At 56.3% G+C, this 15,000-nt stretch carries 18 protein-coding genes; 14 read left to right on the plus strand and 4 right to left on the minus strand.

What is annotated here, in order from left to right:
• The first annotated feature begins 24 nt into the window (after positions 1-24).
• From H6815_00285 to H6815_00315, 7 genes are all read left to right on the plus strand, one after another.
• Positions 25-1,710, plus strand: a complete 1,686-nt coding sequence (locus tag H6815_00285; GenBank protein ID MCB9858861.1) for a DUF87 domain-containing protein — start codon at positions 25-27, stop codon at positions 1,708-1,710.
• Positions 1,707-2,759: a hypothetical protein gene (locus H6815_00290; protein ID MCB9858862.1), complete on the plus strand. Its 1,053-nt coding sequence runs from the start codon at positions 1,707-1,709 to the stop codon at positions 2,757-2,759. The genes H6815_00285 and H6815_00290 overlap by 4 nt, the downstream gene beginning before the upstream one ends.
• Entirely contained in the window at positions 2,756-3,103 is a 348-nt protein-coding gene (locus tag H6815_00295; protein MCB9858863.1) for a hypothetical protein, read from the plus strand. The genes H6815_00290 and H6815_00295 overlap by 4 nt, the downstream gene beginning before the upstream one ends.
• Positions 3,087-3,506, plus strand: coding sequence for a RusA family crossover junction endodeoxyribonuclease (locus H6815_00300; protein ID MCB9858864.1), 420 nt, complete (start codon positions 3,087-3,089; stop codon positions 3,504-3,506). The genes H6815_00295 and H6815_00300 overlap by 17 nt, the downstream gene beginning before the upstream one ends.
• Before the next feature lie 294 nt (positions 3,507-3,800).
• Positions 3,801-4,814 (plus strand): phage Gp37/Gp68 family protein, encoded by a 1,014-nt coding sequence (locus H6815_00305; GenBank protein MCB9858865.1) that lies wholly within the window; start codon positions 3,801-3,803, stop codon positions 4,812-4,814.
• 85 nt (positions 4,815-4,899) lie between these two features.
• Positions 4,900-6,231, plus strand: coding sequence for a hypothetical protein (locus H6815_00310; protein ID MCB9858866.1), 1,332 nt, complete (start codon positions 4,900-4,902; stop codon positions 6,229-6,231).
• On the plus strand, positions 6,228-6,482 hold the full coding sequence (locus H6815_00315; GenBank protein MCB9858867.1) for a hypothetical protein: 255 nt from the start codon (positions 6,228-6,230) through the stop codon (positions 6,480-6,482). Before H6815_00310 ends, H6815_00315 begins: the two co-directional genes overlap by 4 nt.
• Here the strand turns inward: H6815_00315 and H6815_00320 are convergent.
• A complete protein-coding gene (locus H6815_00320) occupies positions 6,456-6,758 on the minus strand; it encodes a helix-turn-helix transcriptional regulator (protein MCB9858868.1) in 303 nt (100 codons plus the stop codon). The two genes, H6815_00315 and H6815_00320, sit on opposite strands and share 27 nt — an antisense overlap.
• A 91-nt stretch (positions 6,759-6,849) precedes the next feature.
• On the opposite strand from H6815_00320, the gene H6815_00325 reads away from it, so the two are divergent.
• On the plus strand, positions 6,850-7,476 hold the full coding sequence (locus tag H6815_00325; GenBank protein MCB9858869.1) for a hypothetical protein: 627 nt from the start codon (positions 6,850-6,852) through the stop codon (positions 7,474-7,476).
• Here the strand turns inward: H6815_00325 and H6815_00330 are convergent.
• Complete coding sequence (locus tag H6815_00330) at positions 7,392-7,778, minus strand: hypothetical protein (GenBank protein ID MCB9858870.1); 387 nt, start codon at positions 7,776-7,778, stop codon at positions 7,392-7,394. The genes H6815_00325 and H6815_00330 overlap by 85 nt on opposite strands.
• Before the next feature lie 24 nt (positions 7,779-7,802).
• Here H6815_00330 and H6815_00335 point away from each other — a divergent pair, with 24 nt between their 5' ends.
• The 6 genes from H6815_00335 (at position 7,803) to H6815_00360 (ending at position 13,150) form a co-directional block, all read left to right on the plus strand.
• Positions 7,803-8,384 carry a hypothetical protein gene (locus tag H6815_00335; protein ID MCB9858871.1) on the plus strand — a complete coding sequence of 194 codons (582 nt, stop codon included), beginning with the start codon at positions 7,803-7,805 and terminating at the stop codon, positions 8,382-8,384.
• 12 nt (positions 8,385-8,396) lie between these two features.
• Positions 8,397-8,762 carry a hypothetical protein gene (locus H6815_00340; protein MCB9858872.1) on the plus strand — a complete coding sequence of 122 codons (366 nt, stop codon included), beginning with the start codon at positions 8,397-8,399 and terminating at the stop codon, positions 8,760-8,762.
• Position 8,763: 1 nt separating this feature from the next.
• Positions 8,764-10,386 (plus strand): hypothetical protein, encoded by a 1,623-nt coding sequence (locus H6815_00345; GenBank protein ID MCB9858873.1) that lies wholly within the window; start codon positions 8,764-8,766, stop codon positions 10,384-10,386.
• 3 nt (positions 10,387-10,389) lie between these two features.
• Positions 10,390-12,282 (plus strand): hypothetical protein, encoded by a 1,893-nt coding sequence (locus H6815_00350; GenBank protein MCB9858874.1) that lies wholly within the window; start codon positions 10,390-10,392, stop codon positions 12,280-12,282.
• A 256-nt stretch (positions 12,283-12,538) separates the two neighbouring features.
• Entirely contained in the window at positions 12,539-12,805 is a 267-nt protein-coding gene (locus tag H6815_00355; protein MCB9858875.1) for a hypothetical protein, read from the plus strand.
• Positions 12,806-12,892: 87 nt separating this feature from the next.
• Positions 12,893-13,150, plus strand: a complete 258-nt coding sequence (locus H6815_00360; protein MCB9858876.1) for an RNA-binding protein — start codon at positions 12,893-12,895, stop codon at positions 13,148-13,150.
• Here H6815_00360 and H6815_00365 read toward each other — a convergent pair.
• Positions 13,147-14,211 (minus strand): ImmA/IrrE family metallo-endopeptidase, encoded by a 1,065-nt coding sequence (locus tag H6815_00365; GenBank protein ID MCB9858877.1) that lies wholly within the window; start codon positions 14,209-14,211, stop codon positions 13,147-13,149. The two genes, H6815_00360 and H6815_00365, sit on opposite strands and share 4 nt — an antisense overlap.
• Before the next feature lie 17 nt (positions 14,212-14,228).
• Positions 14,229-14,903 carry a hypothetical protein gene (locus H6815_00370; GenBank protein ID MCB9858878.1) on the minus strand — a complete coding sequence of 225 codons (675 nt, stop codon included), beginning with the start codon at positions 14,901-14,903 and terminating at the stop codon, positions 14,229-14,231.
• Positions 14,904-15,000 lie beyond the last annotated feature (97 nt).

The raw sequence follows: 15,000 nt of genomic DNA on the forward strand, positions 1-15,000 counted from the left end.
GCGCGAGAGCGTGCGGGCGTGATTATGAGCACGATCACACTCAGCAATGACTTTGCGCTCCCAGAGGAGGCTGTCACATGGAAGATGGGCATTGTCGGGCGCACAGGCTCGGGCAAGACCAACACCGCGATCGTGATGGCCGAGCAGATGTGCGAGCGATCGCTCCCATTCGTCATCCTCGACCCGCAGGGCGACTGGTGGGGCCTTCGCACAAAGTATCAGGTGCAGATTCTCGGAGGCGCACACGGCGATGTCCCGCTCGATCCAAAGGCCGGAGAGGTTGTCGCCGACTTCGTGATGGAATGCGGTGTACCGACCCTGCTTGACATGTCCGACATGGGCGAGGGCGAGATGGTGCGCTTCGCGACCGACTTCGCGCGTCGGTTGTATGCCAAGAACAAGCACGCGATCCATGTGTTTCTCGACGAGGCCGATATGTTCGCGCCACAGTCCGGCATGGGCAACAAGGCACAGTGTCTCGGCGCGTGGCAGAACGTCGTCAGGCGCGGGCGGTCCAAAGGCATCGGTGTGACGATGATTACGCAGCGTCCGGCGGTCATCAACAAGGATTTGTTCACGCAGTGTGACCCGATGTTTGTGCATCAGCTTGCAAGCTCGAACGACCTTGGAGCGATCGACAAGTATCTCGACTACTTCGGGTACGCCAAGAGCGACCGGAGGCCCATCACTGAGCGTGTTGCGAAGTACCAGACCGGCGATGCGCTCGTGCTTGCGCTTGGAAGCCTGCGAATCGAGCCGACACACATCGGTGTGAGCAAGCGAAAGAGCTTCGACTCGAGCGCGGCACCAAAGGCGAAGGGGCGCAAGGCTGTCACACCTGAGATGGTCAAGATCAATCTTGACGCGCTCGGTGACCGCATGAAGGACGCGGTGGCCCAAGCAGAGCAGAACGACCCGAAACTGCTCAAGAAGCGAATCGCGGAACTGGAGAAGCAGGTCAAGGAACAGAAGCCGGACCAGTCATCGATAGACGATGCAGTCAGGGCGCGTGACGCATACTGGCAGAACGAGATCGATCTGCGTCGGAAAATCACTGAGAAGGCACTGCAGCAGCTTGGTGGGATCATCGGAGAGATTGGTGATGTGTTCAAGATTGCGAACGCAACGCCGCCAAAGACACAGGCGAGCACGCCAATAGACGCACCACCACCGTCGAAGCCAAAGAAACCTACCACAAAGAGTGATCGGCTTTCAGGACCACACCAGAAGATTCTCGATGCGATCGCGTTCATGAACTTGATGGGGATCGATGCTCCACACATCAAGCAGGTCGCGCTGATCGCGGGATACACAAACAGTGGCACGTTCTCGAACTACGCGAGCGATCTGCACAAATCGGGGCTCATCAACCGCAACAACGGCACACTGTCGCTGACTGACGAAGGCATGTATGAGGCGAACTACGAAACGCATCCATCGCCAATCGAGATGCGAGCCTCAGTGGTCGAGATGGTTCGCAGACTCAAGGGTGGCAATATACCCGCGACACTGCTCAACTGGCTCATCCAGCAGTATCTCAAACAGCCGGGCCGGTGGATCAAGGTTGCTGATGTTGCGGCGGCGAACGGGTACGCAAACTCAGGGACGTTCTCGAACTACCTGAGCAAGCTGTCAACCGCCGGCGTGATCGACCGCGAGAACGGAATGGTCCGTGCTGTCGACGTGCTGTTTCCGGAGGTGTGCCAATGAAACGTGGCGGTCCCGAACATCCCAAGATCAGGCGGCTTGCCAAAGCCCTCTCGGTCGACGTGTTTGCCGCCGTCGGTGTGCTTGAGTGTTTGTACCACTGGACACACCGGTACGCTGTCAGAGGCGACATAGGTCGGTACTCGAATGAGGAGATCGCAGAGGGAGTCTATTGGACCGACGACGCCGAGAAACTAGTGCGCGCGCTTGTTGACTGCGGCCTCGTTGATGAATGTGACACCAACCGACTTGTCATCCACGACTGGGAGGAGCACGCAGACGACTACACCAAAAAGAAGGTGAAGAAGCTGCCAGAAGGCTTCGCCACGCCAAACAAACGCGATCGAGAACAACCCAGAACAATCCAGAATGTTTCAGATTCGATTCCAGAAAAAAACGGCCTGCCTAACCATGCCGTGCCATGCCAGAGCCAGCGCCAGCAGCCGCCACCAGCCGAGGTTGCTGCTGCTGCGGATTCACTCGAACCAGAGCCGGACTCGTTTGCTGCCGTGCTCGACACCGACCCGGTTGTCCGCAAGGTGTTCGACGCGCTGTGCTCACTCGGGTTCACGTCGTCGGATTCTGTCGGGTATCTCGACAAGCATGGGCTCGAAGCGTGCCGCATCGCATCCGATCGTGCCAAGACGGGGACGACGAACAAGGCGGGACTCTTCGTGAGCCTGATCGACCGGCACGAGATTCGCGAGCAGGTGCGTGAGCGCGAAGCAAAGAAGCGTGCCAGGCAGGATCGCGAGCAGCAGGAGATCCACGACGAGCACGAGCAGCGCGAGCAGAAACAGGCACAAGCCGAGCAGAATCGGATCGAAGCGGAGCAGCACACCGAAGCACTCAGGGCCCGTCTGCAGGCTCTCGACGAGACGAGGCTACGCGACATCGTTGCAAACGCGGTGAGCCAGACAAGTGTGTTCAGACACAAACTGGAACGGGAGATGGAGCAGGCCGTGCTGGATGGTGAACTGGTGGAGTTTGCGATCAGGCTCACGATCAGCGCGTTTGTCGAGCAGCAACTCGAATCGCAGGAGGCGGCATGACACTCGACGACATTATAGATGCTGCGGTCTCGTTCCTCGATACAAGCCACGAGAGCCTGCGCTGGGGCTCACAGCGTGTCTACATGCCAACTGGCGAGCACGGCATCACGCGGTACATCGGGATCATGTGCATTGTCCATATCGCGGCGCGCTCGAAAGTGCCCGACGAGGTCGTGTGCCCCGCCCTGAACCTGACCTATTTGCAGCTCCAGCAGTTTCGATCAAGGGCATCAGATGTACTCAAAGACAAGCACGACAAGTACCTGATCTGCGACCATGTTGACTGTATCAAAGACATAGCACACCAGTTTGCAATGCGGAGGACCAATGCCGACGCAGCGTGATCACATCACGATTGAACTCCCTTGGCCAGACAATAGGCTGCACGCTCACAACAAAGGGCACTGGAGAGTGAAGTCTGATCCGGTGAAGCAAGCCAGGCGATCTGCATATCTGATTGCGCTGTCTGCAAAGCCAGATTCGCACAAGCCATTCGAGCGGGCGAAGATCACATATGTGTTCCACATGCCCAATGCGCGGAATCGTGACATTGCGAACCTAATCCAGTCGTGCAAGCCGTATCTCGATGGAATCGTTGACGCGGGCATCATCAAGGACGACAACTGGAAATGCTTGTGCGAGATCGAGGCGGACGCTGAAGTGAACAGCGAGTTTCCTTGTGTTGAAATGACGTTTGTGAATCTTTCACATGGGTCGAGCGATACCACAAGCACACGGAGGGAATGAAGTGATGTTGCCGAACGATTGCGCCAAATGCGGAAAGTCAGTTGGAACAAAGCGAATACACCATGTTGTGCAGTATGTTGTGTGCGACGACTGCACGAAGCAGCACCCTGTCTATTTCTGCTCCGCCGGACACGCCGAGATCGCGCACAGCGGCCAGTGTCCAGTATGTGAGGCACTAAAGGCGATGGACCTTGCGAGGCTACGGATCGTTCAGACGTGTGGAGGAAACGTTGGAGCACTTCGTGTTGCGGGTGCGTTGCAAGAAAGCATCGAGAAGCTGGGACTGGAGACGAGATGACCAACATCGAATGGACACACGGCAACGGAATGAAGGGCGAGACGTGGAACCCGGTCGTTGGATGCTCACGAGCAAGCGCGGGCTGTGACAACTGCTATGCAGTTCGCATGAGCCACCGGCTCGAAGGCATGGGCAAGCCGCAGTACAAGGGCCTGACTGTGCTCAACAACAAGGGCGATCGCCACTTCAACGGGACGGTCCGCACGATCGAGGATGCGCTCGAGAAGCCGCTGCGCTGGCGCAAGCCCCGCATGATCTTTGTGAACAGCATGAGCGATCTGTTCCACAAGGACGTGCCGTTCGAGTTCATCGACAAGGTGTTCGCGGTGATGGCTTTGTGCCCGCAGCATGTGTTTCAGGTGCTGACGAAGCGGCCAGAACGGATGGCGGAGTATCTGAACTGGAGTTCTGGTACAGGCATGAACCGAGACGATCTTGTTGCCGGAGTCTGCATGGGGCAACTTTATGAATATGCCAATGAAAGCCACTGGTGTGGAGAAACTGATACCGACTATGAGTCGCGCATATGGCCCCTCCCAAACGTCTGGATTGGGACCAGTGCTGAGAACCAAAACACACTCCGCGAAAGAGCATCGAACTTCGGCCAGATCCAAGCGGCGGTTCACTTTCTCAGTCTTGAGCCACTACTAGGACCAGTTGATTTGTTCAGTCATCCTCATCCTCTGGAGATCGCTCGCACCTCGACCGGTGGCACAACCAAATCAGGATGGAAGCCATGGATCGACTGGGTGATCGTCGGCGGCGAGTCTGGTCCGAACGCGCGCGTGTGCGATGTGACATGGATTCGCAGTGTTGTGAAGCAATGCAAAGAGGCGAACGTTCCAGTGTTTGTCAAACAGCTCGGTGCAGTCCCGAGAGGAGAGTTTGCTCCAAACACTACTGGAAGCGATGGGGTATGGAGTCTCCAGGACATGAAAGGCGGCGATCCGTCCGAGTGGCCCGAGGATCTTCGCGTGCGCCAATGGCCGGAGGTCGCAGCGACAGCATGACCACCGCACCCATGCCAATCAAGTCGATCCTGCTGATCAATGGGCAGAGTTATACACAGGAAACCACACTGTTTGGAGAACCGACATGATCATGATCAATGATGGAAACGTGATAGAGGCAGTCAATGCGAACCCAAAGGAGACTATGTTTAGGGTCAACACAACCGACCCCGTTGTGCTCGAAGGCAGGTTCAATGCACGCGAACAGCCGTGCGACATTGACTTCAACAACATGGATGTCGGATTCGCCGGTGTTCTCAACGTGGGAAAGAATGTCAGGCTTCTACACGCGTGGATGCGTGCCACAACCCCCAACTCGATGCTGCGTTTCTACTTCTCGCACGGGGCCGCGATTTGTGGATGTGACGTCACATTTTCCAGTCTCGCGGGCCGGTGCTTCGTCCACAACAGCGACAATGTTGAAATGCAGGACACGAATCTGCACAACGGGCAGCAGTCGATCGTTCCTGCTGGAACAACAAAGGGACTGAAACTGACGAACGTCGAATGCACGGGCAACTGCGCGACCATCTCCGGAGTGCTGAAGGGAGCGGTAATCGACCGTCTGGTTGCTCGCGACTGCGCACAGGCGCACCCGGGCAACAACGCCCATTACGGATTCATCCACCCGCACAGCACAGCAGATCGCCTCTGCGCCTGGCACGCGATCGAACGCACACTCTCGAACCTCAGGAACGTCTCAAACAGAAACCCCTACGCGCTGATCGAGGCACCGACCCATGTGCGCGTTGGCGACGATGTGTACACTGTTGTTCGCTACGGAGCCGGTGTGTGTGAGATCGATGGCTCGCTGCAGGACTTTGATGGCGATGTGATCGTCAAGTTCATACAGCCATGTTTCATTGATTCCACAGTTATCAACAGCGACGCGATCAACTGCGGGAACAAAGACGCAAACACCAACTACACGTACATCGGACTCGAAGGCGCTGCAAGCGGGCTGATTGCTGGTGGGATGTTCAAGGACTCATATTGCGCGACGCAGCAGCCAGTGGCGATCTATGGCGAGACACGCGGGCTCGTGATAGCGAATCTCCTCGTCGCGCCAAAGTACGACGACGGGTTGCGTGGCATCATCGTCTCGAAGATGATGAATCCAATGATGATACACGACCTGCAGATCGTGAACAATCACGTTCCGATTATCGATCTCAATGGATTACACATCGACCTTTCGTCAAACTCACAAACGGGCCAACCATTCATGCCAACAACACCGCACCCGCTGTACCCGGTCGATCGCCACGGGTATCCAGTTGTGCAGACAGGCGCAACTCAGCCAGAGCCGGTGATCGTTGTGCCGCCAACAAAGACGATGCGCGCAGAACTCGTTGGGGGTGGCCGTGTCACGCTCGAAGGCGTGACGAGCATGAAGGAACTGCCGGAGGTGTTGTGAGGCGACCCATGCCAGAGGTGCGCGTCTTTGTCCAGAACACGCGTCGGCTGAAACTCCAGCCGACGCTCTGGTATCGCCACGACGATTCTGCTGCAAATCTCTACGAGGGATGTTTCTACAAAACACCAGCAGGTGTCACACAGGTCGTCGAACGCTACTCGGGCATTCTCTATCTCAGGTGCCTCAAAGTAGACAATCCCAAACAGGCTCAGAGCCTGCTTCGATCAGCTGGATGGAGAACGGTCCTGTAGCATCCTCACAGCAGTGACTGTGCTCGATGGACCAGCCGACCTGCCCTCGTCGATACACACCTGTGGTGTCATGCCCATCACGGTTGCGAGCGAGGCGATCTCATCAGGACTCAGTGTCACTTCCCTACGCAGCCACCGCGACAGCTTTGGGTGCTTGATGCCCGCGAGCCGCTCTGCCGATCTCACGGTCTGGTTCTTCCCTGTCCATCGTGTCTGGAACCGCACACGCAGATCATCCTCAATCCTGTGCCATTGTGTCCAGACATATGTTGTCATGTGCTCCCCTGCCCGCCAAATGTCAGTGTCATAGTTGTATGTCACCACGCGAAATCACTAGTATTTTGTGTCAACCGGGTGTGGAGGGCAATTGGCACCGCCGAAAAGACTGAAGACGTTCGAACTTGAACTACTGAACCACATCGCGTCCGTGCGTGGCAACTATCCAGACAAGGCTGTTCCGACCAGCGAGATCGAGCACCACTTCCTCAAGAAATCAAAGCGACCCGTCGCCGACGCGCTCGGCACCCTGTGGGAAGCCGACCTGATCAGGGCTGATATACACGGTTCGGGACGATGGAAGGGTCGCGAGCACATCTGGGTCACTGCCGCCGGGCGCGAGTATGTCGAGAACAACGAGGTCTTCGAAGAACGACCCGAGAAGATCGACGACCGCGACGAGCGAGAGCACAGCGACGCGCAGGAGACGACTCTCTACAACACCGTGTCGTTGGTGCTCAACCACACCAACCTCAGCTCGCTCCACTCGCTCCAGCTCAGGGGCATGGCGGTCACACTGGGAATCGAGTCTGCGAAGAAGCCCGAGATACTCACGGCTCTCGCGAACATGCGACCCGATCTTGAAAAGAAGTATCCGCACCTTGTCAACACATCACGCCCGGCGCAGGGCGATCAGGGAGATGAAGACCCTGATGAATCAGAGATCGACGAGGATGAGGTCTTCGTACCGGGCGATGGTGAAACCGAAGACGACTGATACGAGGCGATGGCGTACTTCCAGCCAGCGCCTGGGTGCTCGTACAGCAGGAACGTCCTCGAATCACCGTTGTACGCATCGACACCAATGCACAGCGCAGGCCACGGGATTGTTTGGGCACCAGTGAGCATGATGGTTCTGACACCGTGGTGATGAACACGAGCCTGATCGCGAAGCGCGCTTGCAAAGACAGAGGTCGGGGGGAGCTGAGCAAAGAGGGTTGCGGCGGCAGACACCACATCAATCCGATCGAGGCGACCGAGTTCGACAAGCCCATCATGGGTGAGATTGAGCGTTGACATCGATGAAACATTAGGAGACACACCATGCTTTCAACAAGACAAGGACTGCTGAACCCGGTCGTATCCACAAAGAGCACGTTCGCGAACGGGAAGCTCATCACAACGAACGGCTCTCTCCCTGCCGCCAACTCGATGGTCGATGTGCTCGGACCACCGCAGCCCGACATTGCCAACGGCGTTGTCTACATCCAGTGCCAGGCGGGCTCGAGCGCGATCATCTCGTTCAGGGGCGATGATGACGAAAACGAGGGTATCGTCGCAAGAATCAGCGGCGTTGTGATGGCCGAGAACACCAACGCCGGCACCGACCAGCCAAACCAGTACATGATCGAGCCAATCTGCGACGTAACGGCCACGCTCGGATCGAAGGTTGGCCCAAGCGGTGGCATGTACGACAACACGCTCCGTATCGCCGACGAGATCAATGTTGACCGTGACTATGTGCAGAACTCGATCGTTCGAAAACTGCAACCTGCGACACCCCAGAACGACACTGCGAAGCTGCTGATCGACACACTTGATTACCAGTTTATCAGAATCGATCTCAGAACCGCCAACGCAGACAAGGGAGCGGTTGCGCTCGTGCGCTGGATCCGCTCAGGTTAAGAGAGGGGCCATATGGCAAAGCGAGCATCGACAGCACCAGAGGTTGCGCCGAACCGCAAGAAGGGCGCTGCCGCCAAGGACCTTGAGTGGCGCATGGCCAATGAGCCATACAGCGATCGTGCGCAGAAGCACATCAAGGGCACGAAGAAGCTCGACCACCGCACAACGCTTGAAGCGGCACTGGAAGGCATCGACGCCATCGTTCGGAACCCTGATCACTTTGAACACACAACCGCATGCCGCTTTGTCATCGAGCAATGCTGCGGCAAGGCACGCCAGAAGGTTGAGGTCTCACACTCTGGCAAGGTCGATCTCGGACTGCAAATTGAGAACGCAACAAAGAGCCTTGTGAAGAAGACGATCGCTGGAAAGGATTGAAATGCCTGACTTCCAATATTCACTCGACGGTGGCGATATCGTGATAACGCATATTGCCAGCAGCACAGAGGTCTTCAGGCAGGACCTCTCGCTCACGTTCTCGTACAACTTTGACGCCGACATCGATCCCGACATCACGCTCATCCCGATCGACGACGGGCTGATCCTGCGTTGCTCGTACTCGGGCGACGGCAAGCCATACGGCATTGCCCTGCTCGACTTCAACATCGCTGGCGCGTCGTACGTGAACATGATCCAGAAGGAGTGGCTCGACGATCCGGGCGTTGATGAGTTTGGTCACTACGCAAACTTCCCAGGCAACTCGTACATGCCCGTCCGCATCATCACGGGCACGGACTTCTCAGTCTGCGTCAGTGTGCATTATCCCTACGAGACAGCCCAGTTTGACAACAGGATCGGCGTCAAGCGCGGTGACTTCTACAGCAAAACCTCATTGCAGCACTATGTCCGAGTTGATTTTTACAATGATCCCACATGGGCTGGCGATCCCATGGAGCAGCCACTCTCGTTGAGCAGCGAGGATCCACCAACTGTCATTGACGTTGTGATCTACTTTGTCGAGGAGGGCAAGACCGGCGCGTACGAGAAGTCGCTCAAGATGTTCAAGGAGTACGCGCACGCGACGTGCGATATGGTGCGTAAGTACCCATACGACCTGAGGGCACGCGCGTCACACTTCATCTCGAACGTCGGTGTCAGCAACACAGGGAACGCACGAAGATTCAACGACGGATCTGGCGGTCTGCGCGCCGACACCAACGGCTTTGGTCCGCTTGTTGACAAGATCATCGAGACATCGCCCTACTGGCCTCGTGGACCGATGCTGTGGGCAGCGAGCGGCTGCTATGGCGAAGGAACCTCATATGACTATCCATTCGCGGCAGGCACGGGAATGTTCGGCTATTCGGGGTCGACGTCGCTCTATCCAGCGCCTGATGCGACATATCCCAGCCTTGCAGACTGCTTGACCGAGTTCCCGCGGCTCCGCCAGCGTGGGATCGACTTCATGTTCTGGCACGGCAACTCCGACTGGATCGATCTGCCATTCAATAACAAATCAGGCACTTTTCTCGATCCAGACAACGCGACTCACCTCTCGAACATCCAGAACGAGCACACGATCCTGCTCACTGGCTGTCAGGGGTACGGGCTGGGGCTTGACGCCATGCGTCACGACTACTGCTCAGCATACCGATGGAAGGAGTTGCTGGCGCTGTATCAATCGTGGCACCCGGATGCAGAGTTCTGGTGGGAGCCTATCGCGCCGTTCTTCCTCTGGGCCCAGGCACCGTCGTATGTGCCCCTCGACAACAACGGATCTGGCGTTCTCTGGACCAACAGATTCAAGTGTGCGCAGTACGTCATGAACGACATCGTGATCATCGGGCATCGATCGTTTGCAGACGTTGGATATGGCAATGTCGATCAAGAGATCATGCACGAGCGCATGTACCACGCACGCGAAACGCTGCAGGTTGCGCCGCTCATGGCGTCGGTCATGGAGCGCAAGCCACAGATCACGCTCGATCCGGGCGATCCGTCACTGATAGGAGGACGACCACGCGCAGCCCGGCCACGCTTTCGTACTCGCACATTCCGGTGATGTATGGTCGCACATGCAAAGGTCCCACTCTCCGCGCACCCGCTCGACTACGCGGCAACTGATCACGTCTGGACCTGCCCCGAGACCGGCATCGAGGTCCCGAAGGACCCGCTTGAGAACCTGCGATCGAGAAAGCGAACGCTCGATCTGATCGAGGCTGACGAGCACGCGCTCGCGTATGTGATCGAGCTGTGCCGCAAGTCCCCACTGCTCTTCTTCAACCTGTTTCTGTGGACCTACCGCCAGCAGTATGTCGAGCCAGACGGGCACACACGAAGCGCAGAGCCGGACGAGATGCACGTGCCCTTTATCACATGGCCCGTGCAGGATACGGCGATCCTTCGCATCGTCGACCGAATACGCAACGGCGGCGATATTGGCATCGACAAGTCCCGCGACATGGGCGCAAGCTGGATCTGCGCCGCCGTGTTCTTCTGGTTCTGGATGTTCGAGCCCGGCTCGCTGTTTCTGATCATCGCGCGCATCGAGGACGATGTCGACAAGAAGGCGTACCCCAAGAGCCTGTTCTGGAAGCTCGACTACCTGTACAAGAACCTGCCACCGTCGATGCGACCAACGATCGGTCGCTCGCACATGACGTTCGAGAACAAGGACAACGGCGCGGTCATCAGCGGGAGCGCAACATCCGGAGATGCGGGGCGTGGTGATCGAATCAGAGCCGCGCTGATCGACGAGGCTTCATCGATCCGTGTGCTTGATGAGATCATCAGGGCCCTGCACGGCGCGACTCCCTGCAGGATCTACAACTCGACCGCGAAGGGACCGACCGCGTTTGCGCGCCTGCGGTACTCGGGCACGATCCCGTTCATCATCATGCCGTGGTGGGACCATCCCAACAAGGGCATCGGTCGCGAGCTCGTCCAGCTCGAAGACGGGACACGCAAGTGGACGAGCCCCTTCTATCGGTACGAGGACGCGGTTCGGACACGACGCGAGATCGCGCAGAACCTTGACATGAATCATGGCGCTGCGGGCGATATGGTGATCGATCCCGAGGTGCTCAGCATCCACCGAGCAACGTACACGCGCGAGCCCGTGTGGCGTGGGCTCGTCGTACTCCCGACTCTTGAGAGCGAGCACGAGACGTTCTTCACGAAGAAGCTCGCACGGCCAACACTGCGGACCAATCGCGAGGGCAATCTCAAGCTCTGGATAGACCCGCACAAGGTCGGCAGACGCAGCGACTCAGACTTCACGATCGGCATCGATGTCTGCGGCGGTGTGGGCCAGAGCAATAGCACAATCAATGTCATGAACGCCGACACGGGCGAGGTTGTCGCTGAGCTCGCGTGCAACGAGATCAAGCCATACGAGCTTGCGCAGATAGCAGTCCTGCTCGGTCGGTGGTTCGGCTCTGCTCGCGGGAAGGGTCGCGAGGCGCTCATCATCTTTGAGAACAACGGGCTCGGATCGACCGTCGGTGATGAGATCGTCAGATGTGGGTATCACAGGATCTATCTCGACAAGCCAACCGGCACACGCGACACGAAGCAGACATCGCGGTACGGGTGGTCATCGAATAACAAGACCAAGATCGAGGTGTTCGAGTTCCTTGAGATGTGTCTCAAGCGCCACGAATGCTCGACCCCGTCTGAGATGTGTATCGCAGAATGCGAGACCTATGTGTGGTACGAGCGTGGTGGCACTGGCGGGACACCGACGATCGGGCCGGGCCACCTTGAGGACGCGCCATCGAACGAGAAGTCCTCGCACGGTGACAGGTCGATCGCGTTCGCGCTTGCGAACTGGGCGCGCCGCAGCGCACCAAAGACACGTGCGAAGGAGATCGACCCGCCGGTGGGATCGCAGAGATGGCGGGAAAAGCAGCTTGAGGTAAGTTCGAGCCTAGATGATCTGGAATCGGACGCGGTGTAAGATGTGGCGGAGGGCAACGATGGACAATGACCTACAGAGCAGGATAGATGACACTCAACGTCGCGTCGATGAATCACATGGTGGTGATTTTATTGAGGCTGATGCCGACGTTACCACAGCTGTATTCAAATCCATCTTCGGATAAGACAAACCTATGAGAATAGTTCGCAAGACAATAGATACGGCCCAAGACACACTCCTGTTCTTGATTCATATCATTGTCTTCTTCGTCGCACTCTTTGTTTTATCCATGGCGATGACATTTGCCCGATGGATATTTGATCCAACTCGTGTCTTGTACACAGATGCAGGACTTCCAGTTAATCAATATGGAAAGTGGATTGATCCAGACACACACGAACGGATGGAGGAGTGTTACTGCTGGTATGACGATGACGGCCAGCCAGTGAATCTATGGGGACACTACATAGACCCGGTTGATGGCAGCCTGATAGATACACCTTACTTTTCACCCGATGATGCGGGTGTGTTTAGCGACATTCAGGAGGGATCGAATGAATGAACGGAAATCCAGGTAGTGGGTCAGTTTGAAATCCGGAATTCCGACCCTCGTTTGGACTGACCATCACGCCCACCGTATCGTAACGGGATGCCAGAGCGATCAAGCAACGACGACAAGAAGCCAGCCTCCCCCAAGCGGGAGAAGTCTGGCGGTATCGACGTAAACAAGATCGCGGCGAGAATACTCAAACAGGCTACGGGCGAGGGGGCAGAGGACGACGGCAAAGACCCTGCGGCTGTTGAACTTGGTCGCAAAGGCGGAAAAGCCCGGGCGGCTAAGCAATCATCTGAACAGCGCCGCGAAAGTGCCCGAAATGCATCGAACGCTCGCCGCAACAAAGACTAGCCTTCTTGTGCAAACGGCAAATACTCGGTGAGCCTAAGCATTGGCGGGACTGGAATGCTTCCAATCTCGTCAGTATACAAAAGCCTGTACATTTCTGTGTCGTCCATTTCCATCTTGTCCTTATGGAGACGTACAAGTGCGTCGAATGCTTCTGGTACTTCCTTCTCAATGGGGAGAGGCTCCACCGCTCTCATGTTTGTAGCGTTCATCTTTGTATAGAATCGACGCTGCTGATCTTGGCTGATGATTCCAAGCTGAAGCGCGCGTTGTATGAGTGCGGCTGCTGATACTCGCCATGTGGCCTTTAGCCGAAGCGCAGTGTTTAGATCGAAGTTGCGAAGGTCTGAACGAATCTCCGATCTTGGCATAAGAAGTTCGCTTGCAAAGACATCTGCTTCTTGGTCTGCGTTCTCAGACACAGACGTGAAGTGCATCACAAGATGTCCTATTTCATGCGCAAGACTAAATATCAAGCGTTCTCCGGAAGATTCCGAGTTCAGAAACAGCAATGGAGGTTCGCCGGGCAGTCGTATGTTTGTGCCATCAATCTGGTTTGTACCAAAGTCACAATGAAAAACAATTGCACCGGCGCGCTCAGCAATACGCGTCAGGTTCCGTATTGGCCCCGACGGGATTCTCAGAATCTTTCGCACTTCTTGTGCGACAACTTCTGGACGACCACCAACTTCGTCAACAGGAATGTGCGGGAACATGTCTGGTGCTAGAACCTCAGATGATCGAAGCAGTCGCTTTACCTGAAGGCGACGGATGTTTGCGTTTGCCTGAGCCTGCCTCTTTAGAGCGGCAGGAACTCGTTTTCTACTTCTATAAAGGAAGTCGCCACCAATTCCGTATATAGACTCGTGCTGGTAGAACAACGATGTGTCATAGCGCAAAACCCTTCCGATGTCGCGTACGACTTGTTCTGGCACTGCAACACTGCCGATTTCATATTTCGACACTGAAGCCTGCGATACACCGAGCGCAGAAGCCAGATCGTTCTGGCTCCAGCCACGCGACTCGCGGGCAAGTGCGATCATCTCTCCATTGACCGCTGTCATGTTGTAACCTCTTCGTTTTACGCTATTTTGGGAACAAGTCTCTGAAGTCTTTCAAAATCGCTGACTCGTTCTCTGATTCTCAACTGCATCTCATCGTCGATGGACCCTGACCGCTGTGGTCGTTCGTATTCACGAACCACACGGATCAGTTCACTGCCCTCAAGTCGTTCTCGTATCAGAACGATGCGGCCAATCCACCATTGTGCGACGCCAGCTTCTGTGTAGTCATCTTCCACCGTGTAGGCGAGCGTGACCATCGGACAATCCGTTCCATTTTCATCAACTTCGTCATCACCACCAAACAAACGCGGCTGCGTACAGATGTGCCCACTGGATTGAATATCGAATGATCGTTTGGTGCTGTTACGACGCACTCCATCACCGTTGTACCGAGCCCACCGAATTGCAACGGGCACTTCGCCGGTACTCAACACCATGTAGTCTAGTCCACGTCCGTCGGGCTCTTCACAAATAGTCAGTGCGGGCATGCCGGCTGCATCAACAAGGTTTGTAAAGTGCCGCCGTCCCGTTGCGTGCATCAAGTTTGCTCGCTCGGTTTTCTTCAGAGAACCGGAGAACGGCAGACATGCTCGAACATCTCGCATGCTCATTTCCAGCGCGAGCGCGAATGCGGGATACCAAGGTTCCGTCACGCAAACGATTTCTCTGTCGTCAATTGGCCTGTGCATCATGATCGCATATGGTAGCACACTATGTGCGCAAAAACAACCCAAAATATTCAAGATTTTATTCATCAAAATGGCCAAAAGTCGAAGCGGTTGGATATAA

The sequence above is a fragment of the Phycisphaeraceae bacterium genome, from assembly GCA_020639155.1.
Taxonomy (GTDB): domain Bacteria; phylum Planctomycetota; class Phycisphaerae; order Phycisphaerales; family UBA1924; genus JACKHF01.

Excerpts from the sequence above, each read along its gene's own strand:
- H6815_00290 (MCB9858862.1), top strand. The coding sequence starts at position 1,707 with ATGAAACGTGGCGGTCCCGAACATCCCAAGATCAGGCGGCTTGCCAAA.
- H6815_00350 (MCB9858874.1), top strand. The coding sequence starts at position 10,390 with ATGGTCGCACATGCAAAGGTCCCACTCTCCGCGCACCCGCTCGACTAC.
- H6815_00345 (MCB9858873.1), top strand. The coding sequence starts at position 8,764 with ATGCCTGACTTCCAATATTCACTCGACGGTGGCGATATCGTGATAACG.
- H6815_00360 (MCB9858876.1), top strand. The coding sequence starts at position 12,893 with ATGCCAGAGCGATCAAGCAACGACGACAAGAAGCCAGCCTCCCCCAAG.
- H6815_00355 (MCB9858875.1), top strand. The coding sequence starts at position 12,539 with ATGACATTTGCCCGATGGATATTTGATCCAACTCGTGTCTTGTACACA.
- H6815_00320 (MCB9858868.1), bottom strand. The coding sequence starts at position 6,758 with ATGACAACATATGTCTGGACACAATGGCACAGGATTGAGGATGATCTG.
- H6815_00335 (MCB9858871.1), top strand. The coding sequence starts at position 7,803 with ATGCTTTCAACAAGACAAGGACTGCTGAACCCGGTCGTATCCACAAAG.
- H6815_00310 (MCB9858866.1), top strand. The coding sequence starts at position 4,900 with ATGATCATGATCAATGATGGAAACGTGATAGAGGCAGTCAATGCGAAC.
- H6815_00305 (MCB9858865.1), top strand. The coding sequence starts at position 3,801 with ATGACCAACATCGAATGGACACACGGCAACGGAATGAAGGGCGAGACG.
- H6815_00295 (MCB9858863.1), top strand. The coding sequence starts at position 2,756 with ATGACACTCGACGACATTATAGATGCTGCGGTCTCGTTCCTCGATACA.
- H6815_00340 (MCB9858872.1), top strand. The coding sequence starts at position 8,397 with ATGGCAAAGCGAGCATCGACAGCACCAGAGGTTGCGCCGAACCGCAAG.
- H6815_00330 (MCB9858870.1), bottom strand. The coding sequence starts at position 7,778 with ATGTCAACGCTCAATCTCACCCATGATGGGCTTGTCGAACTCGGTCGC.
- H6815_00365 (MCB9858877.1), bottom strand. The coding sequence starts at position 14,211 with ATGACAGCGGTCAATGGAGAGATGATCGCACTTGCCCGCGAGTCGCGT.
- H6815_00285 (MCB9858861.1), top strand. The coding sequence starts at position 25 with ATGAGCACGATCACACTCAGCAATGACTTTGCGCTCCCAGAGGAGGCT.
- H6815_00370 (MCB9858878.1), bottom strand. The coding sequence starts at position 14,903 with ATGATGCACAGGCCAATTGACGACAGAGAAATCGTTTGCGTGACGGAA.
- H6815_00300 (MCB9858864.1), top strand. The coding sequence starts at position 3,087 with ATGCCGACGCAGCGTGATCACATCACGATTGAACTCCCTTGGCCAGAC.